This window comes from Burkholderia sp. S171, from assembly GCF_009766085.1.
In the GTDB taxonomy this organism is placed as follows: domain Bacteria; phylum Pseudomonadota; class Gammaproteobacteria; order Burkholderiales; family Burkholderiaceae; genus Caballeronia.
This window is the reverse complement of record NZ_LMUF01000064.1, coordinates 311,824-334,717: the sequence shown is the minus strand read 5'-3', so window position 1 is coordinate 334,717 and position 22,894 is coordinate 311,824. Positions and strand designations below refer to the sequence as shown.

Annotated in this window: 20 protein-coding genes and 1 riboswitch; of the genes, 6 read left to right on the top strand and 14 right to left on the bottom strand. The window is 59.3% G+C overall.

The window, feature by feature from the left end:
- Positions 1-312: 312 nt before the first annotated feature.
- Positions 313-485, top strand: a riboswitch (FMN riboswitch).
- Positions 486-587: 102 nt separating this feature from the next.
- Entirely contained in the window at positions 588-1,094 is a 507-nt protein-coding gene (locus GSQ93_RS36315) for a 6,7-dimethyl-8-ribityllumazine synthase (protein WP_158940961.1), read from the top strand.
- 80 nt (positions 1,095-1,174) lie between these two features.
- Here GSQ93_RS36315 and GSQ93_RS36310 read toward each other — a convergent pair whose 3' ends face one another.
- The 9 genes from GSQ93_RS36310 to GSQ93_RS36270 form a co-directional block, all read right to left on the bottom strand.
- The gene (locus tag GSQ93_RS36310) at positions 1,175-1,969 is read right to left on the bottom strand and encodes a glucose 1-dehydrogenase (protein ID WP_216857726.1); all 795 of its coding nucleotides are present in this window, start codon (positions 1,967-1,969) and stop codon (positions 1,175-1,177) included.
- Between the two features lie 26 nt (positions 1,970-1,995).
- Complete coding sequence (locus GSQ93_RS36305; RefSeq protein ID WP_158940959.1) at positions 1,996-3,465, bottom strand: FGGY family carbohydrate kinase; 1,470 nt, start codon at positions 3,463-3,465, stop codon at positions 1,996-1,998.
- Between the two features lie 21 nt (positions 3,466-3,486).
- On the bottom strand, positions 3,487-4,569 hold the full coding sequence (locus tag GSQ93_RS36300) for an ABC transporter permease (protein ID WP_158940957.1): 1,083 nt from the start codon (positions 4,567-4,569) through the stop codon (positions 3,487-3,489).
- A gap of 19 nt (positions 4,570-4,588) precedes the next feature.
- Entirely contained in the window at positions 4,589-6,115 is a 1,527-nt protein-coding gene (locus GSQ93_RS36295) for a sugar ABC transporter ATP-binding protein (protein ID WP_158940955.1), read from the bottom strand.
- A complete protein-coding gene (locus GSQ93_RS36290; protein ID WP_158940953.1) occupies positions 6,112-6,762 on the bottom strand; it encodes a DUF2291 family protein in 651 nt (216 codons plus the stop codon). The genes GSQ93_RS36295 and GSQ93_RS36290 overlap by 4 nt, the downstream gene beginning before the upstream one ends.
- A gap of 99 nt (positions 6,763-6,861) precedes the next feature.
- Positions 6,862-7,806, bottom strand: coding sequence for a D-ribose ABC transporter substrate-binding protein (locus GSQ93_RS36285; protein ID WP_158940951.1), 945 nt, complete (start codon positions 7,804-7,806; stop codon positions 6,862-6,864).
- A gap of 84 nt (positions 7,807-7,890) precedes the next feature.
- Positions 7,891-8,688: a GolD/DthD family dehydrogenase gene (locus tag GSQ93_RS36280; protein ID WP_158940948.1), complete on the bottom strand. Its 798-nt coding sequence runs from the start codon at positions 8,686-8,688 to the stop codon at positions 7,891-7,893.
- Between the two features lie 29 nt (positions 8,689-8,717).
- The gene (locus GSQ93_RS36275; RefSeq protein ID WP_158940946.1) at positions 8,718-9,662 is read right to left on the bottom strand and encodes a transketolase family protein; all 945 of its coding nucleotides are present in this window, start codon (positions 9,660-9,662) and stop codon (positions 8,718-8,720) included.
- Positions 9,655-10,509, bottom strand: coding sequence for a transketolase (locus GSQ93_RS36270; RefSeq protein WP_158940944.1), 855 nt, complete (start codon positions 10,507-10,509; stop codon positions 9,655-9,657). The genes GSQ93_RS36275 and GSQ93_RS36270 overlap by 8 nt, the downstream gene beginning before the upstream one ends.
- 180 nt (positions 10,510-10,689) lie before the next feature.
- Between GSQ93_RS36270 and GSQ93_RS36265 the strand changes: the two genes are divergently transcribed.
- The 4 genes from GSQ93_RS36265 (at position 10,690) to GSQ93_RS36250 (ending at position 13,765) form a co-directional block, all read left to right on the top strand.
- Positions 10,690-11,457 (top strand): DeoR/GlpR family DNA-binding transcription regulator, encoded by a 768-nt coding sequence (locus GSQ93_RS36265; RefSeq protein WP_158940942.1) that lies wholly within the window; start codon positions 10,690-10,692, stop codon positions 11,455-11,457.
- Between the two features lie 85 nt (positions 11,458-11,542).
- Positions 11,543-11,803, top strand: coding sequence for a YlcI/YnfO family protein (locus GSQ93_RS36260; protein ID WP_158940940.1), 261 nt, complete (start codon positions 11,543-11,545; stop codon positions 11,801-11,803).
- 125 nt (positions 11,804-11,928) lie between these two features.
- Positions 11,929-13,170, top strand: coding sequence for an MFS transporter (locus GSQ93_RS36255; RefSeq protein ID WP_158940938.1), 1,242 nt, complete (start codon positions 11,929-11,931; stop codon positions 13,168-13,170).
- Between the two features lie 103 nt (positions 13,171-13,273).
- Positions 13,274-13,765, top strand: a complete 492-nt coding sequence (locus tag GSQ93_RS36250) for a low affinity iron permease family protein (RefSeq protein ID WP_158940936.1) — start codon at positions 13,274-13,276, stop codon at positions 13,763-13,765.
- Positions 13,766-14,156: 391 nt separating this feature from the next.
- Here GSQ93_RS36250 and GSQ93_RS36245 read toward each other — a convergent pair whose 3' ends face one another.
- The gene (locus GSQ93_RS36245) at positions 14,157-17,396 is read right to left on the bottom strand and encodes a PAS domain S-box protein (protein WP_158940934.1); all 3,240 of its coding nucleotides are present in this window, start codon (positions 17,394-17,396) and stop codon (positions 14,157-14,159) included.
- 483 nt (positions 17,397-17,879) lie between these two features.
- On the opposite strand from GSQ93_RS36245, the gene GSQ93_RS36240 reads away from it, so the two are divergent.
- Positions 17,880-18,167, top strand: coding sequence for a DUF6723 family protein (locus GSQ93_RS36240; protein ID WP_254074239.1), 288 nt, complete (start codon positions 17,880-17,882; stop codon positions 18,165-18,167).
- A 187-nt stretch (positions 18,168-18,354) separates the two neighbouring features.
- Here GSQ93_RS36240 and GSQ93_RS36235 read toward each other — a convergent pair whose 3' ends face one another.
- From GSQ93_RS36235 to doeB, 4 genes are all read right to left on the bottom strand, one after another.
- Positions 18,355-19,740 carry an aspartate aminotransferase family protein gene (locus GSQ93_RS36235; RefSeq protein ID WP_158940932.1) on the bottom strand — a complete coding sequence of 462 codons (1,386 nt, stop codon included), beginning with the start codon at positions 19,738-19,740 and terminating at the stop codon, positions 18,355-18,357.
- A gap of 38 nt (positions 19,741-19,778) precedes the next feature.
- Positions 19,779-21,257, bottom strand: coding sequence for an NAD-dependent succinate-semialdehyde dehydrogenase (locus GSQ93_RS36230; protein ID WP_158940930.1), 1,479 nt, complete (start codon positions 21,255-21,257; stop codon positions 19,779-19,781).
- Positions 21,258-21,379: 122 nt separating this feature from the next.
- Positions 21,380-21,847 (bottom strand): Lrp/AsnC family transcriptional regulator, encoded by a 468-nt coding sequence (locus GSQ93_RS36225; protein WP_158941020.1) that lies wholly within the window; start codon positions 21,845-21,847, stop codon positions 21,380-21,382.
- Between the two features lie 5 nt (positions 21,848-21,852).
- Positions 21,853-22,893 (bottom strand): N(2)-acetyl-L-2,4-diaminobutanoate deacetylase DoeB, encoded by a 1,041-nt coding sequence (gene doeB, locus GSQ93_RS36220; protein ID WP_158940928.1) that lies wholly within the window; start codon positions 22,891-22,893, stop codon positions 21,853-21,855.
- Between the last annotated feature and the right edge of the window lies 1 nt (position 22,894).

The following is a 22,894-nucleotide window of genomic DNA, read 5'->3' as shown; positions in this document are numbered from 1 at the left end:
ACAAGGCCGAATATAAAGCTGCAACCTCCTGTTGCGTTACATGCTCGAAACCCTGGCGCAAACGGGGACGTTCATATAAAGAAATGACGCGCCGCCACGCGCAGTGGCTAACAGTGATAAAGAGAAAATCCGACTCACGCAGACCACTAACACGGAAAGCACCAACCCGGTACTAACCCCGACCAAAAACCCCGAAAGCACCAACCCGCACCCACTAAAAACCCCAAAATCCGTTGACCAGCGCGAGCGAAAACTCACTTGATCCCGGCACATTTTTAAAAATCGTGATAATTTACGTTCCGTTCACTAAGAACGAGTTCTCGGGGCGGGGTGAAACTCCCCACCGGCGGTAATCGCGTATAGCTTCCACGCGTAGCCCGCGAGCGCTTTGTGTTTTGCCCTGAAAGCATGGCGGAACACAAAGGTCAGCAGACCCGGTTTGATTCCGGGGCCGACGGTCATAGTCCGGATGAAAGAGAACGGGACGGCGTGTGTCCCTTTGCGCGAAAGCACTTGCTGCATGTGCTGAATTTGCGCCAAGGGACCATGCCGTCCTTCGCCCTGTTCACACAAACAGGCTTACATTTATGACGCTCGCAACTACTCTCGAAAATAATCACGCCGTTAGCACGGCAACCAAGCCGCGCGCCCGTATCGCATTCATTCAAGCGTGCTGGCACCGCGACATTGTCGACCAGTGCAAAGCATCGTTCCTCGATGCCATCCAGGCACAAGGATTCAGCCGCGACGACATCGATCTCTACGAAGTCGCCGGTGCCTTCGAAATCCCCCTGCACGCTAAGCTACTCGCTCAACGTGGCGACTACGCGGCTATTGTTGCCGCAGGTTTAGTAGTCGATGGTGGCATCTACCGGCACGAGTTCGTGGCGCAGGCCGTCATCACCGGCTTGATGCAAGTGCAACTGGAAACCGGCACGCCGGTCCTGTCCGCTGTGTTGACACCCCATCACTTCCACTCGGGCGAAGAACACACCAAGTTCTTCCGCGAGCATTTCGTCGTGAAGGGCGTCGAAGCGGCGTCTGCTTGCGCCGATACGATCCGCAAGATCGCAGCACTGGCGAACGTCCGGTAACGACGGCAAAAATACAATGAACAAAAAGCGCCACGTGGTCATTTCAACTGCCCACGTGGCGCTTTTAAAACAAATCACACTCAGGACATAAACATCCCGCCGTCCACATTGACGGTTTGTCCCGTGATGTAGGAAGCATCGTCGGAGGCCAGGAACGCTACCAGCCCTGCCACGTCCGCCCCCGTTCCCGCTCGTCCCATTGGAATGTTCTTCACCCACTCCGCCATCAGTTCGCCGGGCTTGTAGTCGCCCAGCAACTTGCCCCATGCTTCATCGTTGTAAGCCCACATGTCGGTCGTGATAATGCCCGGGCAGAATGCATTGACGGTAATGCCTGTAGGCGCAAGTTCCTTGGCAAGGCTTTGGGTAATCCCAAGCACGCCGAACTTGCTCGCGGCGTAGTGCGGCGTGTACACGAAACCCTGCCGAGCCTGTCCGGAAGCCGTATTGATCAGGCGGCCTCCTTTTCCCGCGCGCAGCATGCGCCCCGCTGCTTCCTGGCAGCAGAGGAATACCCCTTTCGTGTTCACCGCGAGAACCTTGTCCCAATCCGCCTCGCTCAAGTCTTCCAACTTCGCGATGGTGATCACGCCCGCGTTCTGGATCGATACATCGACTTCGCCCAGCTTCGCCGCCACTTCTTCGTAGAGCGCCTTGACCTGGGTTTTGTCGGTGACGTCTGTCTCCACGGCGATCGCGTCATAACCCGATTCACGCAGTTGCGCGGCGGCGTCGAAGACGCTCTTTTCATTCGCCGATACGCACACTTTCGCGCCTTCCTGCGCAAAACGCTCGGCTATTCCCAAGCCGATACCGCGGCTACCGCCCGTTACCACCACTACTTTGTTTTCGAAGCGCTTCAAGTTCTGGCTCACGTCTGCTCCTTTTCAAATAGGGTTGATCAAAGCCGCTCGATCCAGCGCAGCCATTGCGAATGATTCAGCGCCGCCTGCTCCACTCCCGCGCCGGGCTCAACGCGTCGCAGCACCGGACGCTCGGCCTGACCGGCGTCGAGGGTATCGATCAGTCCCAGCTGCAGCGACCCCAGCGCCGCTGCGCCGGCCGCTGATATCTCACTCATCGCGAGGGTGCTGACGGGGCGGTTAAGCGTGTCGGCGAGGTATTGCAGGAGGAACGGCCGCTGCACAAGTCCGCCGTCAAGGAACAGCTCGACCAGTTGCACCTGCGCCGCCTGTTCCATGACAGTGATGACGTCCTTGATCTGGTAGACAATCGATTCATACGCGGCACGCGCAACGTGCTGCCATGACGTCGAGAAATTGAGTCCGACGATCTGTGCGCCGCCCGGATATTTCCAGTGCGGACAGCCGATGCCGGAAAACGCGGGGATCAGGAAAACACCGCCGTTGTCATAGTCCGTGAATGCCTGCTCCGCTTCGGCGAAATCGCTAAAGAGGCCGAGCTTTTCTTTGAGCCATGCAGGGGTTGAACCCGCACTGATGATGATGCCTTCCATCGCGTAGTCGACCCGCTGCGACGTCGCGAAACAGAGCGTCGATACAAGTCCGTGCGCAGGCGCTTGCGGTTTGAAGCCAACGTTCATCATCAGCGACGAGCCCGTTCCCATGGTCGCTTTAGCGAGCCCCGGCCGCAAGCAGCCTTCGCCTACAGCGGCGGCGTGCGAGTCACCAATCATGGCGACGACTGGAACAGGTTTCGCCAGCAAGCCCTCGAAGTCGGTCGCCCCAAAGTCCGCCGCCGATGGCCGCAGCTCCGGTAATCGCAATCCATCAAGACCGAATCCGGCGATCAACTCGCGATCCCATTCGAGCGTATGCAGGTTCATCAACATCGTGCGCGATGCATTTGTATAGTCGGTCAGATACGACGCGCCACCGGTCAACCGATACAGCAACCAGCTATCGACGGTGCCGAACAAAGCCGATCCCGAAGCAATGCGTGAGCTGACCCGCTCGTCGTTCTCGTTCAGCCAGATGAGCTTTGTGCCCGAGAAATACGGGTCGATCAGCAAGCCCGTTTTCTCGGCGATCACTTCTGCCATGCCCTGCTCGCGCAAACGCTCGCAGATCGCAAGCGAACGCTGGCACTGCCACGAGACCGCAGGAACAATGGCGTGCCCCTCTTCGCTCCACAGCACGACGGTCTCACGCTGGCTCGAAACAGCAACGCCGCCAATCTCAGCTCTGTCGCCTTCGAACCGGTCGATACATTGCGCCACTGCGCTCAACACCGAGCGATACAAAGCCTCTGCATCCTGCTCGACAAAACCAGCGCGCGGATGCGTGCAGGGCACCGCCGTGAAACCGCGCCCATGCACGTTGCCGTGCGCGTCGAAAAGAAGCGCCTTCGTGCCGCTCGTGCCTTGGTCGATCGCCAATACGTATTGCATACCCTTTCCCGATGAACGCGCTTACGCCGTCAGTGAAACCATGCGCGATTGCAACCGCTGCTGCAACTGGTCGATAACCACAGCGAAGATGATCACGAGACCCTTGATCACCATCTGCCAGAAGTCGCTGATGCCGCACATCACCATGCCGTCGCCCAGAATACTGATCACGCATGCGCCGACCACTGAACCGAATACCGTGCCCCGGCCTCCCGCCAATGCCGTGCCGCCGAGCACGACTGCTGCTATTGCGTTCAGCTCGAAGGTCTGTCCGGTCAACGGGTGCGCCGTCTGCAACTGCGCGGTGATCACAAGGCCGACAATCGCGGCACAAAAACCCGAGAACATATAGACGAACAGTTTCACGCGATTCGTGCGAATACCCGAGAAACGCGCCGCCTGCTCATTGCCGCCGATCGCATAGACGCGTCGTCCGAGCGGCGTCTTGCGGGCCACGAAGATAGTGACGGCCGCCAGCACGATCAGGATCCAGACCGGCATGGACAGACCGAGGATCGTCCCGTTGCCGATAAACTCAAAACCTGTATTGCCCAACGCCGCGTTGCCTTCCAGATCGGCGTAGGTGCTGCCATTGTTGACCAGCAGCGCCGCGCCGCGAACTACATACAACATGCCGAGTGTCGCAATGAACGGCGCGACGTTGAGCATGGTGATCAGGTAACCATTGATCGCACCAATCAACGCACCGATCACGCAAGCAATCAGCGCCACGCCGACCGGATTGAAGAACACGATGTGATGCCCGATCTTCACGCCTTCGAGCAGCAGGTAACCTGCGGCCATGCCGCTGATCCCGACGATCGATCCAACGGACAAATCGATTCCCCCGGTCAGGATCACCAGGGTCATGCCGATCGAGAGAATGGCGACCACCGTCACGTGCTTCGCCATGATCAGCATGTTGCCGGTCGACAGGAAGTTGTCGGTGGCAAGCGAGAACACAATCACGATCGCAAACAGCGCAATGAAAATACGCAGCTTCAGGATACTGACCGTCACGCGCGAGGCCCAGTAGGCTGCTTCGCGATCAGGCTTGGCGGGCAGTGATTGCACGGAAGTATCGGCCCTGTTAGACGTTGTCATGGATTGAACCTCAGTCGCTTCAGACGACGGCCGTGGCGGGCGTCGACGCGCGCACGATCCGTTCGCTATCGAATTCGGCGCGTCCCATGATGGCGGTGAGCTTGCCGCTCGCCATCACGAAAACGCGGTTGGAGACGGCCATCGCTTCGTCGAGTTCGGATGTTGCATACACCACCGCGATGCCCGACTGCGCCAGCAAGCTGATGGTCTTGTAGACATCCTCTTTGGCACCGACGTCGATACCGCGTGTCGGCTCGTCCATCAGCAATACCTTAGGCGATGTCAGCAATGCTTTACCGATGACGACCTTCTGCATGTTGCCGCCGGACAGCGACGTGATGGGGGCATCGACGGAACTTGCCTTGATGGCAAGACGCTTGATCACGTCGTTAGCGGCATCGACCTGCTTCGCGCGGCCCAGCGCACCGAACGCAAAACGCCGGACAAATTTGCCGAGACTGGAGAGCGTCATGTTTTCCAGAATGGTCATGAGCTGCACCATGCCTTGCTTCTGCCGGTCTTCGGGAACGAGCGCAATACCCGCGTCAATGCGCTGCGGAATGTTGTGCCGCTCGATACGCTTGCCCGCCAGTTCGATCTGCCCGATAGCAAGCGGCTGCGCGCCAAGCAGCGCTTCGAGCAACTCCGTGCGACCCGCACCCATCAAGCCGTAGATGCCCACCACCTCACCCGCGCAAACGCTGAACGACACATGATCGACTGCGTAGATTCCATTCGAGCGCTTCAGCGCCAGATCCGTCACCTTCAGCACTTCTTCGCCAAGCGCGTGCTGCGCGAACGCAAAACGCTTCTTCGACGATCCCACCATTGCTTCGATGATCCACGGAATGTCCACGTTGGCGATCTCGTCCTCGGCCACGAGCCGGCCATTGCGCAGCACCGTGATGCAATCACCGATCGCCATGATCTCTTCCAGCCGGTGCGAGATATAAATCACCGTCACACCCTGCTCTTTCAACTGGCGAATGATCTTGAAGAGGATTTCGACTTCGGTCTTGGAGAGCGCCGACGTTGGCTCGTCCATGATCAGCACCTTGATGTGCTTGGACAAAGCCTTGGCGATCTCGACCAGTTGCTGCTGACCGACATAGAGATTGCCGAGCCGCGTGCGCGGGTCGATCGGAATTTGCAAACGCTCCAGCAAGATTTTTGCCTGATGGTTCTCGGCCTTGCTGCGGATCACGCCGGAACTCGTCAGCTCATTGCCCGCGTAGATGTTCTCCGCCACCGTCATCTCAGGGAACAGGTTCAGCTCTTGAAAGATGATGCCAATGCCATGACGCTCGGCGCTGCGCACGTCGGTAATATGCACTCGCTTGTCGTCGATCCAGATTTCGCCGGCACTTGCCACTTCCGCCCCGGCCAGCAATTTCATCAGTGTGGATTTACCCGCGCCGTTCTCGCCGATCAGCACATTGACCTTACCGCGCTGCACCTTGTAATTCACATCGACCAGCGCGGCGGTGCCGGGGTAGGTCTTCGAAAGACCTTTCGTCTCGATCACATGCACGGGATTGAGGTTCATTTCCAGGCCACCGGGATCGCGCGAATTTCTCCCGCGGGTTCGCTCCAGCTACTGTAGACGGCGGCCACGTCGACCGGGTCGCCTACCTTGAGCTTGAGCGAATGCTGCACTCGCGCCACCACCAGCTTGTTGATCTCCTGGCCGAACGCGGCGAACTTGGTCTGGTCGTCGAAGTCGCTGTACTTGATGCCCGGGAAACCGTCGCGCACGCCGGTGCCTACAATCACCGGTCCCATCTGCAAGACAATATCCACGGGATCGCCACCGGCGGCTTGGGTGAGTTCCACGTACGCTTTACCCACTCGCGACGAATCGTCTATGCGTGTCACCTTGCCCTGCACCCGGATCCAGAAGTTGCAGGGAAACGCGTCGCTCTGACGAAAGCCATACTGCTTGCAGGCGGTATCGAAGTTCTGCGTCAACGCCCCGACCACCAGCGCGGCCGGTTTCGCATTCTTGTCGGCATACGGAACCAGTTGACCGTTGAAGACCTGCGCCGCATCCGGTCCATGACGCTGACCTTGGCTGCGGATGGCGGCCAGCTCCGTGTCGGTGACGACGTGGCAGGCTGCAAGCGCCAGCGTGAGGCCCAGGCCGAGGCTGATTGGCAAAAGCAGTGTGCGCAGGGCGGAAATTCGGTAAAACATGGCGTCCTCACTTCAAACAGACTTCGTGCGGCTGCGGCGGCGGTTGCGGATCTGTCTAGCCTCAACCGCAACCACAATTGCACGCTGACTACTCACTGCTTACTTGGTGTAGTAGAAGTCGTTGACCTTCGAAGCGTTGGCCTTCGTGATCAGGATGCCGCGAAACAACTGGCGTTCCTGCTCACCGGTCTTACCGGTCGCGATGTACTTGTCGAGCAGGTCCACGCCGTGGATCGCAATGCCTTGCGCTTGCAGCATGACCGTCGCCTTGAGCTTGCCGGCGAGGATGGAATCACGCTCGTCGTTGCTGCCGTCAATACCCATCACCACCACGTCCTTATGCCCGGCCGACTCCAGCGATGCAATCGCTCCAAGCGCGACCGGCCCGTTGCCTGCAATGACACCCTTGACGTTCGGATGCTCCTGCAAGATGGAGTCCATCGCCTGCTTGCCCGGCAACAGCGCACCCTTCGCATCCTGGCGCGCGACCATCTTCAGGTCGGGGTATTGATCGAGTACCTGATGAAAAGCTTGCGAGCGCGTCACGCAATTCTTGTCCGCCAGATTGCAGGTCAGTTCAACGTATTCACCCTTCTCGCCGATGGTTTCGACAAACCTTTGCGCGACTTCCGTGCCGGCCTGGAGATTGTTGTGGCTTAACTGCGCGATGGCGAGGCCGTCCTTCGGGATCTCGCGGTTGATCAGCACGACCGGCACTTTCTTGTCCTTGGCGGTCCGAACGGTCGCCACGCTGCTGTTCGAATCGGCGTTGTCGAGCACGATGCCCTTCACGCCTTTGCCGATCACCAGGTTGACCAGTTCATTCTGCTTGTTCACGTCTTCGCCGTGCGACAGGACGATGGTGTCGTAGCCGAGCTTCTTCGCTTCTGTGTCCGCGCCCTTCGCCTCAGCAGCGTAGTACGGGTTGTCGAGCGCGTTGACGAGAATGGCGATGGTGCCCTTGCCCGCGGCTTGCGCACCGAGAGGCATGACCAAGCTCACCGAAGCAGCCACGGCTGCGGACAATGTAAGTTTTTTCCACATGTTGTTGTCTCCTGATTCAAGTTTTATTAATCGAGTTTTACCAAGGATGCGGTCTTTAGCCGCTTGATTCCGGTGTTCAGCGCGTTAACAGATCGTGTAACCACCGTCGATCATGATGTCGGCGCCCGTGATCATGTCCGAGCCGTTGGACAGCAGGAACAAGATGGCGGCGGCGATCTCGTCCGTGTACGCAAAGCGGCCGACGGGTATCATTTTCTTCATTGCTTCGCCCTTTTCGCCCTCCCAGGCAGCCGCGCCCATCGGCGTAAGAACGACAGTCGGCGAGACGGTATTGACCGTGATGCCGCGGCCAGCCCACTCCTTCGCAAGAACCTTAGTCATGCCGATCAATCCGGCTTTCGCCGACGTATATGCACAATGCTGGTCAATGGCGACAATCGCAGCCTGCGAAGCAATGTTGACGATCTTGCCGCCGTGACCGCTTGCCAGAACGTGTCTCGCGAAGTGCTTCGCGCAAAGGAACGGCCCGGTCAGGTTGACTGCGATCTGCCGTTGCCATTCTTCAAAGCCAATGTCTTCGGCACGCGTGAGCGTGATGCAACCCGCGGCATTGACCAGCAGATGAAGATCGCCGAAATGCTTGTGGGCAGCAGCAATGGCCGCTTCCACATCTGCTTCCTGCGTCACATCGCAAGCAAACGCCACCGCATTGGACGAGCCAAGCTCCTCGATAGCTGCGGCCACGCGCGCTTCCTCGAAGGCAGGATAAAGAATGGCGACGCGTGCGCCCTTGCCGATCAGCGCGGCGTTCGTCGCCATTGCAATGCCGCCCAGGCCGCCGGTCACTATCGCGACTTTTCCGTCGAGACGAAAGGCAAAGTCGACGCCGTGGCGAAGCGACATATCGTATTGAATGCTCATGCTGTGTCTCCGTCTTGTGCCAGCAGGTACTACTTCGTATAGAGCGCGCGCACCGTCTGCGCAATGCCTGCTGCGTCGATGCGATAGTGTTTTCGAATGCCCTTGCGGGTACCGTAGTGAGCGAACTCGCCTTCAGTGATGCCGAGCATGTCCAGCGATTTTGATAAGCGTCTGCGCGCGAGCAACACCGCGACAGTCGCGCCAATGCCGCCGTGCAGCGAGTGCTCTTCCACCGTCACCACGGCGTCATGCCGTTCGATGATGGCCGCGAGCGCATCGTGGTCGAGCGGTCGCAGCGAAGAAAGATTAATCAGCGTCGGGTCGATCCCATCCTCGCTCTTAAGCGTTTCGCAAGCCTCGAGCGCCTCACCCACCACCGACCCGAGCGCGATCACTACAACGCCCTTGCCTTCAAGCAGCACGTCCGGGCGCCCCGGCGTAAACCGGTACTGCGCGTCGTGAACAATGGGAAATTTTGCGTTGTCCAGGCGGATATAAACCGGTCCGTCGATAGACGCCGCATACTCGATCACCTGCGCCGTCTCTACTTCATCGCAAGGCGCAAAGATCTGGACCGTACCGAATCCGCTCATGACCGAGATATCGTCGATCGCGTGGTGCGTCGAGGCCAGGGGTCCATACGCCACGCCGGCGTTAAGTCCGAGCATCTTGACGTTGGTCGCGCTATAGCAGATGTCGTTCTTGACCTGCTCGTTGGCGCGCCCCACCAGGAATGGCGCGGCGTTGGCCGTGAAGACCGTATGGCCGCCGAGCGCCAGGCCCGCTGCCATGCCGACCATGTTCTGCTCCGCGATCCCGACGTTCACCACGCGGTCCGGATACGCCTTCATGAACGCACCAATTTTCGCGGTCGAGGTGGAGTCGGCAACCATGACGATGATGTCCTTACCCGCTTCCGTCAGACGACCGATCGCGCCCACCGCGCCGTCGCGCAAATCACCGTACTCACGCATCTTCAAGCTCCCGCAACGCTTGCTTCAATTGATCTTCGTCCGGGAACTTGTGATGCCATGCCGGTACGTTCTCCATGAACGAAACGCCGCGTCCCTTGATGGTGTTCGCGATAATCACTTTGGGCTTTCTGTTTTCGTGATCCAGACTTTCTATTAGTTTCCAAATCTTATCGACTTCATTGCCATTCACTTCATGGACTTCGAAACCGAAAGCTTTGAATTTATCGTCGAGCGGCTCGAGGTCCATGATGTTGTGGGTGAAATCTGCCAGTTGCAGACGGTTGCGGTCCACGATCACAACAAGGTTCGACAACTCGAAGTGCGCCGCGGACATCGCCGCTTCCCAGTTCGATCCTTCTTCCAGTTCACCGTCGCCCGTGAGCACAAAAACGCGGCCGGCCGAGTCGCCGCTGTTCCACGCATGACGCTGTTTGGCCATGGCAAGACCTGCGGCTATCGGGAGTCCATGACCGAGTCCACCCGTATTTACCGTGACCCAATTTGGCAGTTTCTGCCTGACAGGGTGGCCTGGAAGACGTGAATCGTCTTTTAGGTAGGTGAGCAACTCACGCTCCAGCAACCAGCCGAGTTCAGCAAAACACGCATACAGTCCGCCCACGCCATGACCCTTACTGAGGATGAACTGATCCAGCCAACTTACCGATCCGTCCGCCTTCACTTCGTAGCGCAGCTCGTGAAAATAAAGCGCCGCCAGGATATCGGCTTCGGACATGTCGCCGCCGGTATGGCCGCTCTTGGCTGCCGAGTTCATGACGCAAATCTTCTTGCGGATTTCCTGGGCTCTCCGGTGCAATGACTCACCGGACAGCCGGTACGGGTTTTCCATTCCCTGCTCCTTGGACTTCTCTTTTGCTTGGTTTTAAGTTTCTTTTACTTTCTATAGAAAGTCAATGAAAAACCGAGTTGTTCGGGAAAACACTGCCCAGGCGGTCTGCTCAATCTGATCAGGCACAATAGGCGTGTCGACGCAGCTTGCGTCTCAGGCGGCTTCGCAGGGAAAGCAGAAATGGATCAACGCACGAGAACAGAAAAAATCTTCGAGATGGTGCAAGCGATGAAACTGGTGAAGCTGTCGGAGCTTTCCAGCGAATTGGGCGTGTCGATGCCGACGATCCGCAAGGATGTCGACGAACTGCAAAAGGGCGGCCGCGTCGAGCGCGTGCATGGCAATGTGCGTCTGGCGTCCCGCCAGCCCAAGGCCTTACTGGATGCTTATGACGCCGGGATATTGCCGACCAGTGAAGAGAAGGCCCGGATCGGCCGCAAGGCGGCGGGGTTTATATCGAACGGCGACTCGGTCATTCTCGATTGCGGCGCGACCACCACGGAATTGGCGAGGACCTTGTCCGAGCGGCAGAACCTGCGCATTGTCACGACCGCGCTCAACATCGCCATCATCCTGGGCGGCGAACCAACGAACCGGGTCATGCTGACAGGCGGGATTTTCAAGGCGGAGACCATTGCAGTGTCGGGCGAGAAAGCATCGGCGTTCTTCGAAGACATGTTCGTCGACAAGCTGTTTCTCGCAGCGGGTGGCGTCTCGATAGAAGCGGGTATTTCGTACCCGGACTTCATCGACCTGCATGTGAAGCGCGCGATGATCGATGCGGCAAAATCCGTCTACCTGCTCGCGGATTCAAAGAAATTCGGCAAGCGCGAGTTCGCGACGTTCGGCGCGATCGAGAAGGTCGATTACCTGATCACCGATACCGGGCTGGAACAGAAATATGTCGACTGGATCAAGGGCAACGGGATCGAGATTATTTATGCTTGAGGGGGAACCCGGTTTCGCTCGCTGGTGGATCAAGGTTTAAAAAGACCGGGCATCATCTTGAAGTTGCGGTTCAAAGGAATACACCATGAAGAATGACCTGTTCGCTCCGGTAAAGGTCGACCCAGATGTGCTTGAATTGGCAAAGGGAGTCTTGTTGGAAGACGAAAGTCTCGCGGATTTTATCGCGCAGGCGATTCGCGCTAACGTTTCGCGCCGCCAGCATCGCAGCGAGTTTGTCGCACGAGCGCTCACTTCGCGTGACGATGCCAAACGCAACGCCAACTATGTATCCGCGGAACATGTCATCGCTCGTTTGACGATGAGACTGAACGCGGCGAAAGCGTGAACAGGAGCGAGCTCGACGACTCGTCGGCCGGGTCCAGACAAACCTGAACGTAAGCGCAAGATTCAGCGCGTATAGCTCGCCTTCGCACACCATGATGATCGGGCCATCCCCAAGGAGCCCACGTCATGCACGCTTCATCAAACGATCGCATCACCCTGCCGCCCGCATTCCATCGATTAGCCTGGTCGAATCTGCTTGCACAATCTGCCGAGCAAATCAGTCTCGCCGCCGCGCCGCTCGTTGCCGTATTCCTGCTACGCGCAAGCGCCGCGCAAACGGGCCTGCTGCAAACTGCCCAGACACTGCCATTTTTGCTGCTCTCGCTACCGATGGGTGTCTATGCCGACCGCCACTCGCGACGCGCGCTGATGGCAAGCGCAGAAGCCGTTCGCGTACTTGCAATGATCACGATCCTCGTGCTGATCGGAACCCATCTGCTCACATTGCCGCTGCTTGCAGCCTGCGGTTTTATCGGCGCGGCGGGGACGGTTGCTTACAGCGTTGCAGCGCCATCGCTTGTTCCCTCTCTCGTGCCCCGGTCTGCGCTGCCGGCTGCAAACGGCCGTATCGAGTTGGCTAGAAGCGTGGCGTACTCAGCAGGGCCGGCAATAGGCGGCGTGATCGTGGGCTCCGTGGGCGCGGGTTGGGCCTACGCGCTAGCGACCATGCTGTCTGCATTCGCTGTTGCCCTGCTGCGCGGGTTGCCCGTCTCGGCGCATCTGCCCAGGACCGGCAGGCATTTCCTCGCCGAGGTCCGCGAGGGCGCCGCTTTTGTATTCCGCGACCCGCTGCTTCGCCCCATTCTCCTTACCGCGGTTTTCTTCAACCTCGGCTATTTCGTCTTGCAGGCGGTCTACGTAGCTTACGCGGCGCACCATCTGCATATGTCCTCATGGATGATCGGCGTGAGCCTCGCGGCGTATGGCGCGGGCATGGTGGCCGGTGCGCTGGCCGGACCCGAAGTGTCCAGGCGAATGTCTTTTGGGCGGACACTCGTGATCGGCCCTGTATGCGGCTTCCTGGCATCCGTGCTGATGAGCGCAACCTTGATTTTTCCGCACGTATGGATGGCCTGCGTGAGCTTCTTTTTGCTAGGCGCCGGTCCGGTGCTATGGACAATAGGATCAACGACCTTGCGTCAGGCGATCACACCTCACGCCATGCTCGGCAGAGTGTCGGCCATCATGAGCACGGCAACTTATGGAGCGCGTCCCATTGGCGCGTTGCTTGGCGCAGCACTCGCGACGCAGTCCGGCGTGGGCGCATGCCTGCTGATGTCGAGCGTGGCTTTCGCAATCCAGTTAGGGGTGATCGTTCTGTCTCCGGTCACGCAACTGCCCGCGCTTCCCGAGGGCGCGGCGCCTTGATCAGCATCCAAAGCCGTATCTTCAAACTTCTCGCATCACCCTATCCGGAATGATTTTTGCTCATGCTCTGACGACACGAAGCAAGGATAACCAGGAGAAAGCGATGCGAAAGGAAACTTCGCCCCCATTGCCCCCATTACCATCATCAACGGACGCGCTGGACACAGTCCCTGACACATCGAGTCCTGCTTACGCGACCCGTCACCCCGTTACCCGCGCCTTCGATATCTTTGCGAGCGCCGTGACCCGCTGGACCGGCTCCCCCGTCGCGTTCGGCCTTGCGGTCATCAGCATTGTGGTCTGGGCTGTGACCGGGCCGGTCTTCCACTACTCGGAAAACTGGCAACTGGTGATCAATACCGGGACGACCATTGTCACGTTCATCATGGTGTTCCTGATCCAGCAAAGCCAGAACAAGGACAGCGTGGCGCTTCACCTGAAACTCAACGAGCTACTTGCGTCTCACCGGTCTGCGGACAATCACCTGATCGGCATTGAGGATGCCTCTGAAGAGGAGCTTCGCCGGCTTGCAGCCGCTTATCTCCGGAAGGCGGCCGGAGCAGACGAGGCGCCCGTCGCCAATGCCTCCTCTTGATCGTCGTGGTGCTGCATGACTTGGCAGGATTGTCCGTCGTATCCAACTGACACAGGGGTCATTTGGACGAGAAAGTGCGGCAACTGATGGCACAGATAAGCGTGCTGGAGGACCAACTGAGGGCCGCCGTGCATCAGACGGAAGTGCCCTGTTCTATCAGGTGGACGGCAAGCGGATCAGATTCGACAAATCGGTCAGGGAGGCACACCAGCAGTCAAAGACGGAACTCCTGCGGGGGATCGTCAAGAGCCAGACAGTCGACTCCGCCAAGCCGGATTTCCCGCGCGCGACCCTCCGGCGTCGTGAACCGGCTGAACCGTATGGGGCCAGCGCCGTCCGACATGAAGTTCCGGCAAGACGTTCAACCGCTTGCCGGAACGCTTGATTGCAATCATTGCACCTGCCGCAAGACCGCAACCATGCTCAGGGTATCGTAGGGCTTTCGCAAGACAAAATATCCCGATACCTTTGAAACATGATGGTCGCCGGTTGCAAATATGACCGCCAGGTCACCACGCAAAGCACGCGCTTGTATTGCCAGCTCTTCTCCCGACATGCCGGGCAAGCCCACGTCCGTGATAAGCAGATCGACCGCCTCTTTCTGCATGAGTGCCAAGGCCGCTTGTGCGTTCGCGGCCTCGTGGACCACGTGCCCCAGTGCCATGAGCAACTCGCCCGTATTGGAGCGAATCAGGTCATCGTCTTCGACGAACAAGATGTTTAGCGCGCGTCCGGCAGGCGCACTAAGCGTCACTGCAGACGGCACGCTCAAAGGCGCCGGTGCGACGGTGAACGTAGCATGCTGGGTTTGGTTGGCGAGCACATGCCGGATCTTTCTTGCAAGTGCCTCACGCGTGTAGGGCTTGCCGAGCAATTCGACGCCGGCATCCAGCCGGCCGCCGTGAACGATCGCGTTTTCTGTGTAGCCTGACGTGAACAGCACAGCGATGCCGGGAATGATTTGCCGCGCACGGCGAGCCAGTTCGGGACTTCGCAGCGGACCCGGCATGACAACGTCAGTGAACAGCAGATCGATCGACACGCCGCTTTCGATGATCGCAAGCGCGCTGCCGGCGTCGTTCGCCTTGAGTACGCGGTATCCCAGTTCGGACAGCATCTCCACCACCGTCACCCGCACTTGTTCGTCGTCTTCAGCAACCAGGATCGTCTCAGCACCACCAAACACCGGCGTGCTCTCCAGCACCATCCCGAGGTCTTCCTTGTCATGGGTCCGCGGCAGATACAACTTGACCGTCGTGCCGTGACCCGGCTCGCTGTAGATCTTGACGTGTCCACCGGACTGCTTAACAAATCCATAGACCATCGAAAGCCCTAGCCCCGAGCCCTTGCCCTCCGGTTTGGTGGAGAAGAACGGTTCATAGGCCTGGGCAAGCACGTCGGGTGTCATCCCGCAGCCGGTATCCGTCACCGCGAGCATCACATATTGCCCGGGGGTCACTTCGGCATGATCGAGCGCATAGCGGTCGTCAAGGAAAGCGTTGCCTACTTCAAGCGTCAGCTTGCCTGTATTGTCCATGGCATCGCGCGCATTGATGGCGAGATTGAGGACTGCATTCTCGACCTGAGTGGGATCGACGAATGTATTCCACAAGCCGGCGGAAACAACCGTCTCGATCTCGATGGCTTCGCCCAGGCTGCGCCGCAACATGTCTTCCATGCCGGTGATGAGCCGTCCAATCCTGATCGTCTTCGGATCGAGCGCCTGCCGGCGGCCGAAGGCCAGCAACTGGCTCGCCAGTTTCGCGCCGCGGCTTACGCCGGCAAGCGCATTCGCCAGCCGCCGCTCTGCCCGCTCGCTGCCCGCCACGTCTGTCGCAAGCAGTTGCAGGTTGCCTGAAATAACCTGCAGCAAATTATTGAAATCGTGCGCGACGCCGCCGGTGAGCTTGCCGATCGTCTCCATCTTTTGCGCCTGCTGGAGCGCGAGTTCGGTGCGCCGCAGCGCGTCTGCCGCTTCGCGATCCGCGGTGATGTCGCGACCCACGGCATGGATGAAACGATCATCGGGCACGGCCGTCCACGACAGCGTGACATACGCGCCGTCCTGCCGTTGATACCGGTTGATAAACTTGAAGGTGCGGATCCCTTCGCTTAGTTCGCCCAATTCGGCAAGCGTCGCGACCCGGTCATCGGGATGCACGAATTCAAGGAATGAATGGCCGATAAGGTTTTTCTCATCACGCCCCAGAATCTGCCGCCAGGCCGGATTCACCGCCACGATATTCGACTGGAAATCGGCGACCAGCATCATGTCGGTGGAAAGCCGCCACATGCGGTCCCGGTCGGCAACACTTTCCGCCACCTGCTGTTCGAGGGTTTTGTTCAGGCGCTCCAGCGCGCGCGCCGCGGACTTCTGGTCTTCAATGTCAGTGTTCGTGCCAATCCAGCGGACAATCTGCCCCGCGTTGTCACGAATCGGCAGTGCTCGGGCGAGATGCCAACGGAACCCGCTGTCAGCTTGCCGAATGCGGAACTCGCATTCGTAGGTCGCGCCCGACGCCACCGCGTGAGCCCATTGTCCGGCGGCGGCTTGCCAATCGTCTCGATGAATGATCGTGCCCCACGCATGGCCGTCCAGACTGCCCTGCGCCGCGCCGCTATATTCGTAGACCCGGTTGTTGAACCAGTCGAGTTCACCGTCGCGTCGTGCCGACCAGACCTGGTTGGGCATGGCCTGGGCGAAGGTGCGGAATTTCTCCTCGCTTTCATGGACCGCGCGCTCCGCTGCGAGGCGGTCGGTCACGTCGGTTCCCTGAATGAAGATGCCGATCACGGCGCCGGCTTCGTCGCGTACCGGCTGATAGACGAAGTCGACGTAACGCTGCTCTGCAGGGGCTCCAGGGAGCCGATTGAGCACCATGGACTGCGCACTGCCCGAGACGGGCATTCCAGAGGCGTAGACCCGGCTCAGGATCTCTACAAACCCTTGCCCGCGTAGTTCGGGCAATCCTTCCTGCACCGGTTTTCCCAGGATCGTCCGATCCCCGACCAGTTGCGTGAAGGCGGCGTTCGTCAATTCGATAACGTGTTCGGGGCCGGTCAGCATGGCCATGAACCCAGGGGCCTGCTCGAACATCCGTCGCAGCCGCTCGCGCTCGCCGCTTAGCCAGCGCTCCGCGCGCACTTTTGCCGTGGTCTCCACCACGATCGCCATGACCGCGACGGGTACGCCTCGCTCGTCACGAACGGGCGAGTAGTCGAGGTTCATCCAGACTTGCTCGCCGCGTCCGTGGCGGTGAAGCGTCAGTTCCTGATCTTCGTATCGCAGCGTTCGGCCGGCCAGACCGACTTTCATCACGTTGTCGTTGAAATCCGCGATCTCGGACCAGCCTTCCCGCACCTTGGAGCCGAGCAACTGGGGGTGACGGCCGCCGGCGAAAACGGAATAGGCGTCGTTGTAAAGCATGACGCCATCCATCCCCCAGAGCGTCACGATTGGAACAGGCGATTGCAAGATCAGGGCAATGGTGCCGGTCAGCGTTGTTGACCAGCCGTCGAGCGGTCCCAGAGGCGATGTGGACCAGTCTCTGGATGCGATGATCTTGGCGACCTCGCCGCCGCCCTCCAGGAAAGCGTGATTCGAGCCAGCGATCGGTTGTCTTTCGTTCATGTGCAGAGATCGATAAGCAACGCTTAAAACGTAAGACGCGCCTAAGCATCGCAGAGTTTGAAACATCAGTAGATAGGCGGGCATTTTACCTGCCAAAATCCCGCGCGTGGAGCGCGGCGGAGGCTAGAGACACACAGTTTCATACGCAGATCCCGGGGACGATTCTTGCTGCCGATACTTTTTCGACCTCACTGCCCTCGTTCCACGACAGCTTTACCGGAGGCGTCCAGATAGCGCGGATTTTGAACACTCGAAATACCGCCGGGCCGACGCATTTCGCCAGCGAGCGTCTTCCTGCCTATGCATCAAGCCCGGAGCAAGAAGCGTACTGCGATCGCGGACTGGTAATTGCTAAATGTTAAGTGTTGTGCAATTGCAGTGAACGTCGTGATGTCCCCGAGCCCGAGAAAAATCGACCGCCTCCGCGCTCGGCCGGACACACGCCACGCCTGTCTTCGGGCACGCTTGAAACACGAAAAGACCATGAAAAAGCCGAAAATTGTCCTATCCATGACTCAGCTGCAAAGCCGGGGAGCAGGCGGGCACATGCGCCCTGAAGACTTCGCGGTGTATGCGTCGTATCAGATCAATGCGGGTGGCTTGTTTGTAGGAACGCTAAAGGTTATTAGGAAAACCGACGGACGCCTGTTGTTCCCGTTCCAGGGAGCACCGGTGCTCGGTCCGTACCCGTCGCGGGAAGAGGCTCGCGAGGCGGCAGTCATGCGCGGCGAACAGATAGTCGCCAGTGACATTGCCAATCCGGAAGATTGAGGGGAGCGTACTCGCCAAGGACGCTCGCCGCGATGCCGAAGTGCTGCGTTGCAGGGGAGCACGGCACGACCGCGGCAAACGAAGAGTTGACCAGGTCTATTGCGGCACGAAAAAAAAACCGCCGGACAAAACCGGCGGCCTGACTCTCTGACAGCAGACAAAAGGCAGACAAAAACGTGATGCGACTCTACGCGATCGTCTGCGTGGCAACTTCATCCACTGCTTCGCGCACGATACCGACGATCTCGTCCACGTCCGCCCGCGTGGTCACGAGCGGCGGCGCAAAGCCGAGAATGTCGCCGTGCGGCATGGCCCGCGCGATCACCCCGCGCCGCAATGCAGCCGCCGAGACCTTCGGCCCGACCTTCAACGCTGCATCGAAAGGCTTGCGGCCTGCCTTGTCCGCCATGAATTCAAGCGCGGCCAGCATGCCGGTCTGGCGCACTTCACCCACGAGCGGATGCTGGTCGAATGCAGCATGCAGTTGCGCGCCAAGATAAGCGCCAACATCGGCCGCGTTCTGCGTCAGGTTCTCACGCTCGAGAATGTCCAGATTCGCGATGGCGGCAGCCGCACAAATGGGGTGGCCCGAATAAGTCCAGCCGTGTCCCATGGGGCCATGTTCCTGCGAGCCCTTCTCGATCACATCCCAAACCCGCTCACCCACAATCACGCCCGACAGCGGCGCGTAAGCGCTCGTGAGACCCTTTGCGACGGTGATCAGGTCGGGCTGCATGCCGTAGTGCTGCGCGCCCATCTTCGACCCGAGCCGGCCGAAGCCGCACACCACTTCGTCGGAGATCAGCAGGATGTCGTGCTTCTTCAGGACCTGCTGGATCGCGGCCCAATAACCCTCCGGCGGCGCGATGATGCCGCCCGTTCCCATCACCGGTTCGCCGATGAACGCAGCGATTGTATCGGCGCCCTCTTGCGCGATCAGCTTCTCCAGTTCTTCCACGCAATACGCGACAAACTGCGTTTCGTTCATGCCGGCCGGTGCCTGCCGATACCAATGCGGACAGACCGTATGCTTCACGCGATCAATCGGCAAATCGAAATGCTGATGGAAGCTCGGCAAACCGGTCAGGCTGCCCGTGACAATGCCCGAACCGTGATAACCACGCTGACGCGAAATGATCTTCTTCTTGTTCGGGCGGCCCAGCACGTTGTTGTAGTACCAGACAATCTTGATCTGCGTTTCGTTCGCGTCCGAACCGGACATGCCGTAATAAACCTTCTTCATTCCCGCCGGCGACCAGTCGATAATCCGCGACGACAGCTCGATGATGGTGTCGGTGGAATGACCCACATACGTGTGGTAATACGCCAGCTTCTTGGCTTGCTCGTAGATCGCTTCGGCCACTTCGGTACGGCCGTAGCCAATGTTCACGCAGTACAGACCTGCGAAGGCGTCTATATAGCTCTTGCCCTCGTGATCCTCAATTCGAATACCCTTCGCTCCCCGAATGATCTTGCCGGGAAGCGCGCCACTTGCGTGATCGTGTGCATGGGTCGACGGATGCATGAAGTGTGCACGGTCTTCGTTGAACAGTTGCTCGAGTTGCTGTGTCATGAGTTGCTCCTTAGATTCCAGTCATTCCGTTGATTCTGTCAAGCCGTGACGCTCAGCGGCAAGCCGAGGTTGCCGAGGCAAAAATATTTGGTTTCGACGAATGGCTCGAAACCCTCCGATCCCCCTTCGCGGCCGAGGCCCGACGCCTTCATGCCGCCGAACGGGATGGGCGCACCGGTAAACTTGACGCCATTGACCGAGATCATTGCGAAGTCGAGCCGGCGCACCAGTTGAAAGATGGTGTCCACGCGCGTGGCGCAGATGTAAGCAGCCAGCCCGTGCTCGGTGTCGTTGGCTTTAGACACCACTTCGTCGAGCGTGTTGAACGACGATATGGCCGATGTCGGCGCGAAGTTTTCTTCATCGTAAATACGCATGCCGGGCGCAGCGTCGGCCACAACGGTAGGCTCGAAGAACCACCCGCCGAGCGCATGGGCTTGCCCGCCCACGGTAATGCGCGCGCCCTTCGTACGAGCATCCGCCACGCGAGCGGCGGTGGTATCAAACGCTGCCTGATGCATCAGCGGTCCTACTTCTACGCCCGCTTCGAAGGCCGATCCGACCTTCAACGCTCGCACCGCTTCGCTGTATTGAAGAACAAAACGTTCATAGAGCGGCGCGGCAACGAAGATGCGGTTCGCCGCGCAACAATCCTGTCCCGATGTCTGGAACTTCGCGCCAATCGCCACCTTCACAGCCTGATCGAGATCAGCGTCTTCCGTGACGATGAACGGCGCGTTGCCACCCAGTTCCAGCGCCAGCTTCTTGATGCCGGACTCGGCCACCGCACGCGCGACCAGTCCACCTACACGAGTCGATCCGGTGAAGCTGACCGCCCGCACGCGCACGTCGCGTACCAACGTTTCCATCGCCATTTGCGGCTCCCCCAGCACGACGTTGAATACGCCTGCGGGAAAGCCTGCTTCTTCCGCAAGTTGCGCCAGCGCAAGCGCGGAGAACGGGGTCTCGTGCGCCGGCTTGACGATCGCCGTGCAGCCTGCGGCGAGTGCGGCAGCCGCCTTGCGGGTGATCATTGCGACCGGGAAATTCCACGGCGTAATAAGCGCGGCAACACCGACGGGTTCCATTACCGTGCCGAGATGGGCACCATTGATATGCGAGGGAATCGTGCGACCGCAAAGGCGTTTTGCGTCGTTGGCGTACCACTCGACAAAGCTCGCCGCGTAGGCAATTTCTCCCCTTGACTCAGTTAAAGGCTTGCCCTGTTCCAGAGACAAAATGCCGGCCAGATCATGTTGATGACGCAGGATCAGTTCGTGCCAGCGCAGCAGGATCGCGCTGCGTCGCTCTTGCGGCACCCATCGCCAGGATTCGTACGCACGGTGTGCGGCGTCGACCGCTGCTTCTATTTGCGCGCGATCCAGCATAGGCACATGACCAATCACTTCCTGGTCGGCGGGATTCTGCACGGCGATCGTGGCCGCGCTGTCGCTATGAATCCAGCGGCCATCGACATAACAAAGCGACTTGAAAAGGACGGGATGACCCAGCAACATGAGAGGCTCCTGATTGCACTGTATGGTGTCCATTTTCGTCCTCGCTGCCGCGCGATTTTTTCGATGTGGCCCGTTATGTGTGGCGTTTTTTCTGTCCTGCGGGTCCTTCTCGCGATATTTTCTTATTCCCAGTCGGGAACGCTGTCCGGGATGCTCTTCACGACCTTCGTGACGATGTAAGTGAAATAGCGCTCGATCCCGATTTCATCCATCAGCAGGGAGTCAATGAAGCGCTGGTAATGATCAATATCCCGCGATACCACATGCAACACATAGTCCACGCCGCCGCCCGTTGCGTAGCATTGGACAACTTCCGGCGCGGCCAGCACCCGGTCTTCGAAGCGCCTCATGTCGTGCGCGGTGTGTTTTGCCAGTGTCACCTCGACCACAATCCGGCTCGCCTTGATCGCGCCCACCCAATCGAGCTCCGCCCGATACCCCTTGATGACACCGCTTTCCTCAAGCTTGCGCACACGTTCCCACGCAGGGGAAATCGACAGGCTCACCTCCTCGGCGAGCCGCGATTTCGTGATGCGCCCATCACGTGCGAGGATCCGCAAGATGGCGATGTCGTAGCGATCGAGCTTGATCACGATCAGATGACCACAGGAATATGGCCTTCCACTACGTCGGCAACCACCGCGACCGTATCGCCGATCTGCACTAGTCCCGGGAAGTGCCGCGCGGCCAGCAAGCCGCTGCGCCGGGCCAAATATTCAACTGCCGGCGCACCGGTACGCGTCGCGTCATAGACACGGGCCAGCACATCGCCCTCTTCAACAAAGTCCCCTAAATGACGACACATTTCGAGCAGGCCGCTATGCTCGCTGGTCGTGTAGCAAGTGCCGTCCGGCATGTCTAACAGCGTCGTCATACGGTTATTGCCCCGCAGGTCGTCCCGTGGCGATATCCCTTCCCGGTCGATCACCCCCGCATGCGCGAGAAAGCCGTACACGCCGCGCTCTGCAATCGCCACGCTTGCGGCCGTCGCCGTTCCGCCGCCGCCCAGTTCGGTGGACACGAACACTTTCCCCGCTTCTTCCACCGCAGAATCGAACAGTCCAACGCTATCCAGTTCGAGCATGCGCATGGAGTAAGGCGCGCCGAACGCACGCATCGCGGCTTCGCACCGTGCCTGCTGTTGTGCGTCAGACAGCACATGGATTGCCGCAAACGGCAGGAAGTCCAACGTGCGCCCACCCGCGTGAATATCGAGTACGTAGTCGGAGATGGGCAGCAAATGCCGCTGGAAATAATCTGCGATTTTTTCAGTGACGGTGCCATCCGGCTTGCCCGGAAAAGTCCGGTTGAGGTTGCCCGAATCCACCGACGAGGTGCGTGTGCCAGCCTTGAATGCCGGATAGTTCATGAAGGGCACCACAATCACGCGTCCGGTGACATCGCTTGCCTTGAGCGTTGCAGCAAGCTTGGACAGTGCGATCGGCCCTTCGTATTCGTCGCCATGATTGCCACCCGTCAGGAGAACGGTTGGCCCCTCGCCGCGCTGGATCACGGTAATGGGAATCATGATGGCGCCCCACGCTGAATCGTCGCGGGAATACGGCAGCTTGAGGAACCCGTGCTGCTCGCCAACGGCTGCCAGATCCACGGTCGGCGTAATGGGTGACGCACGCATT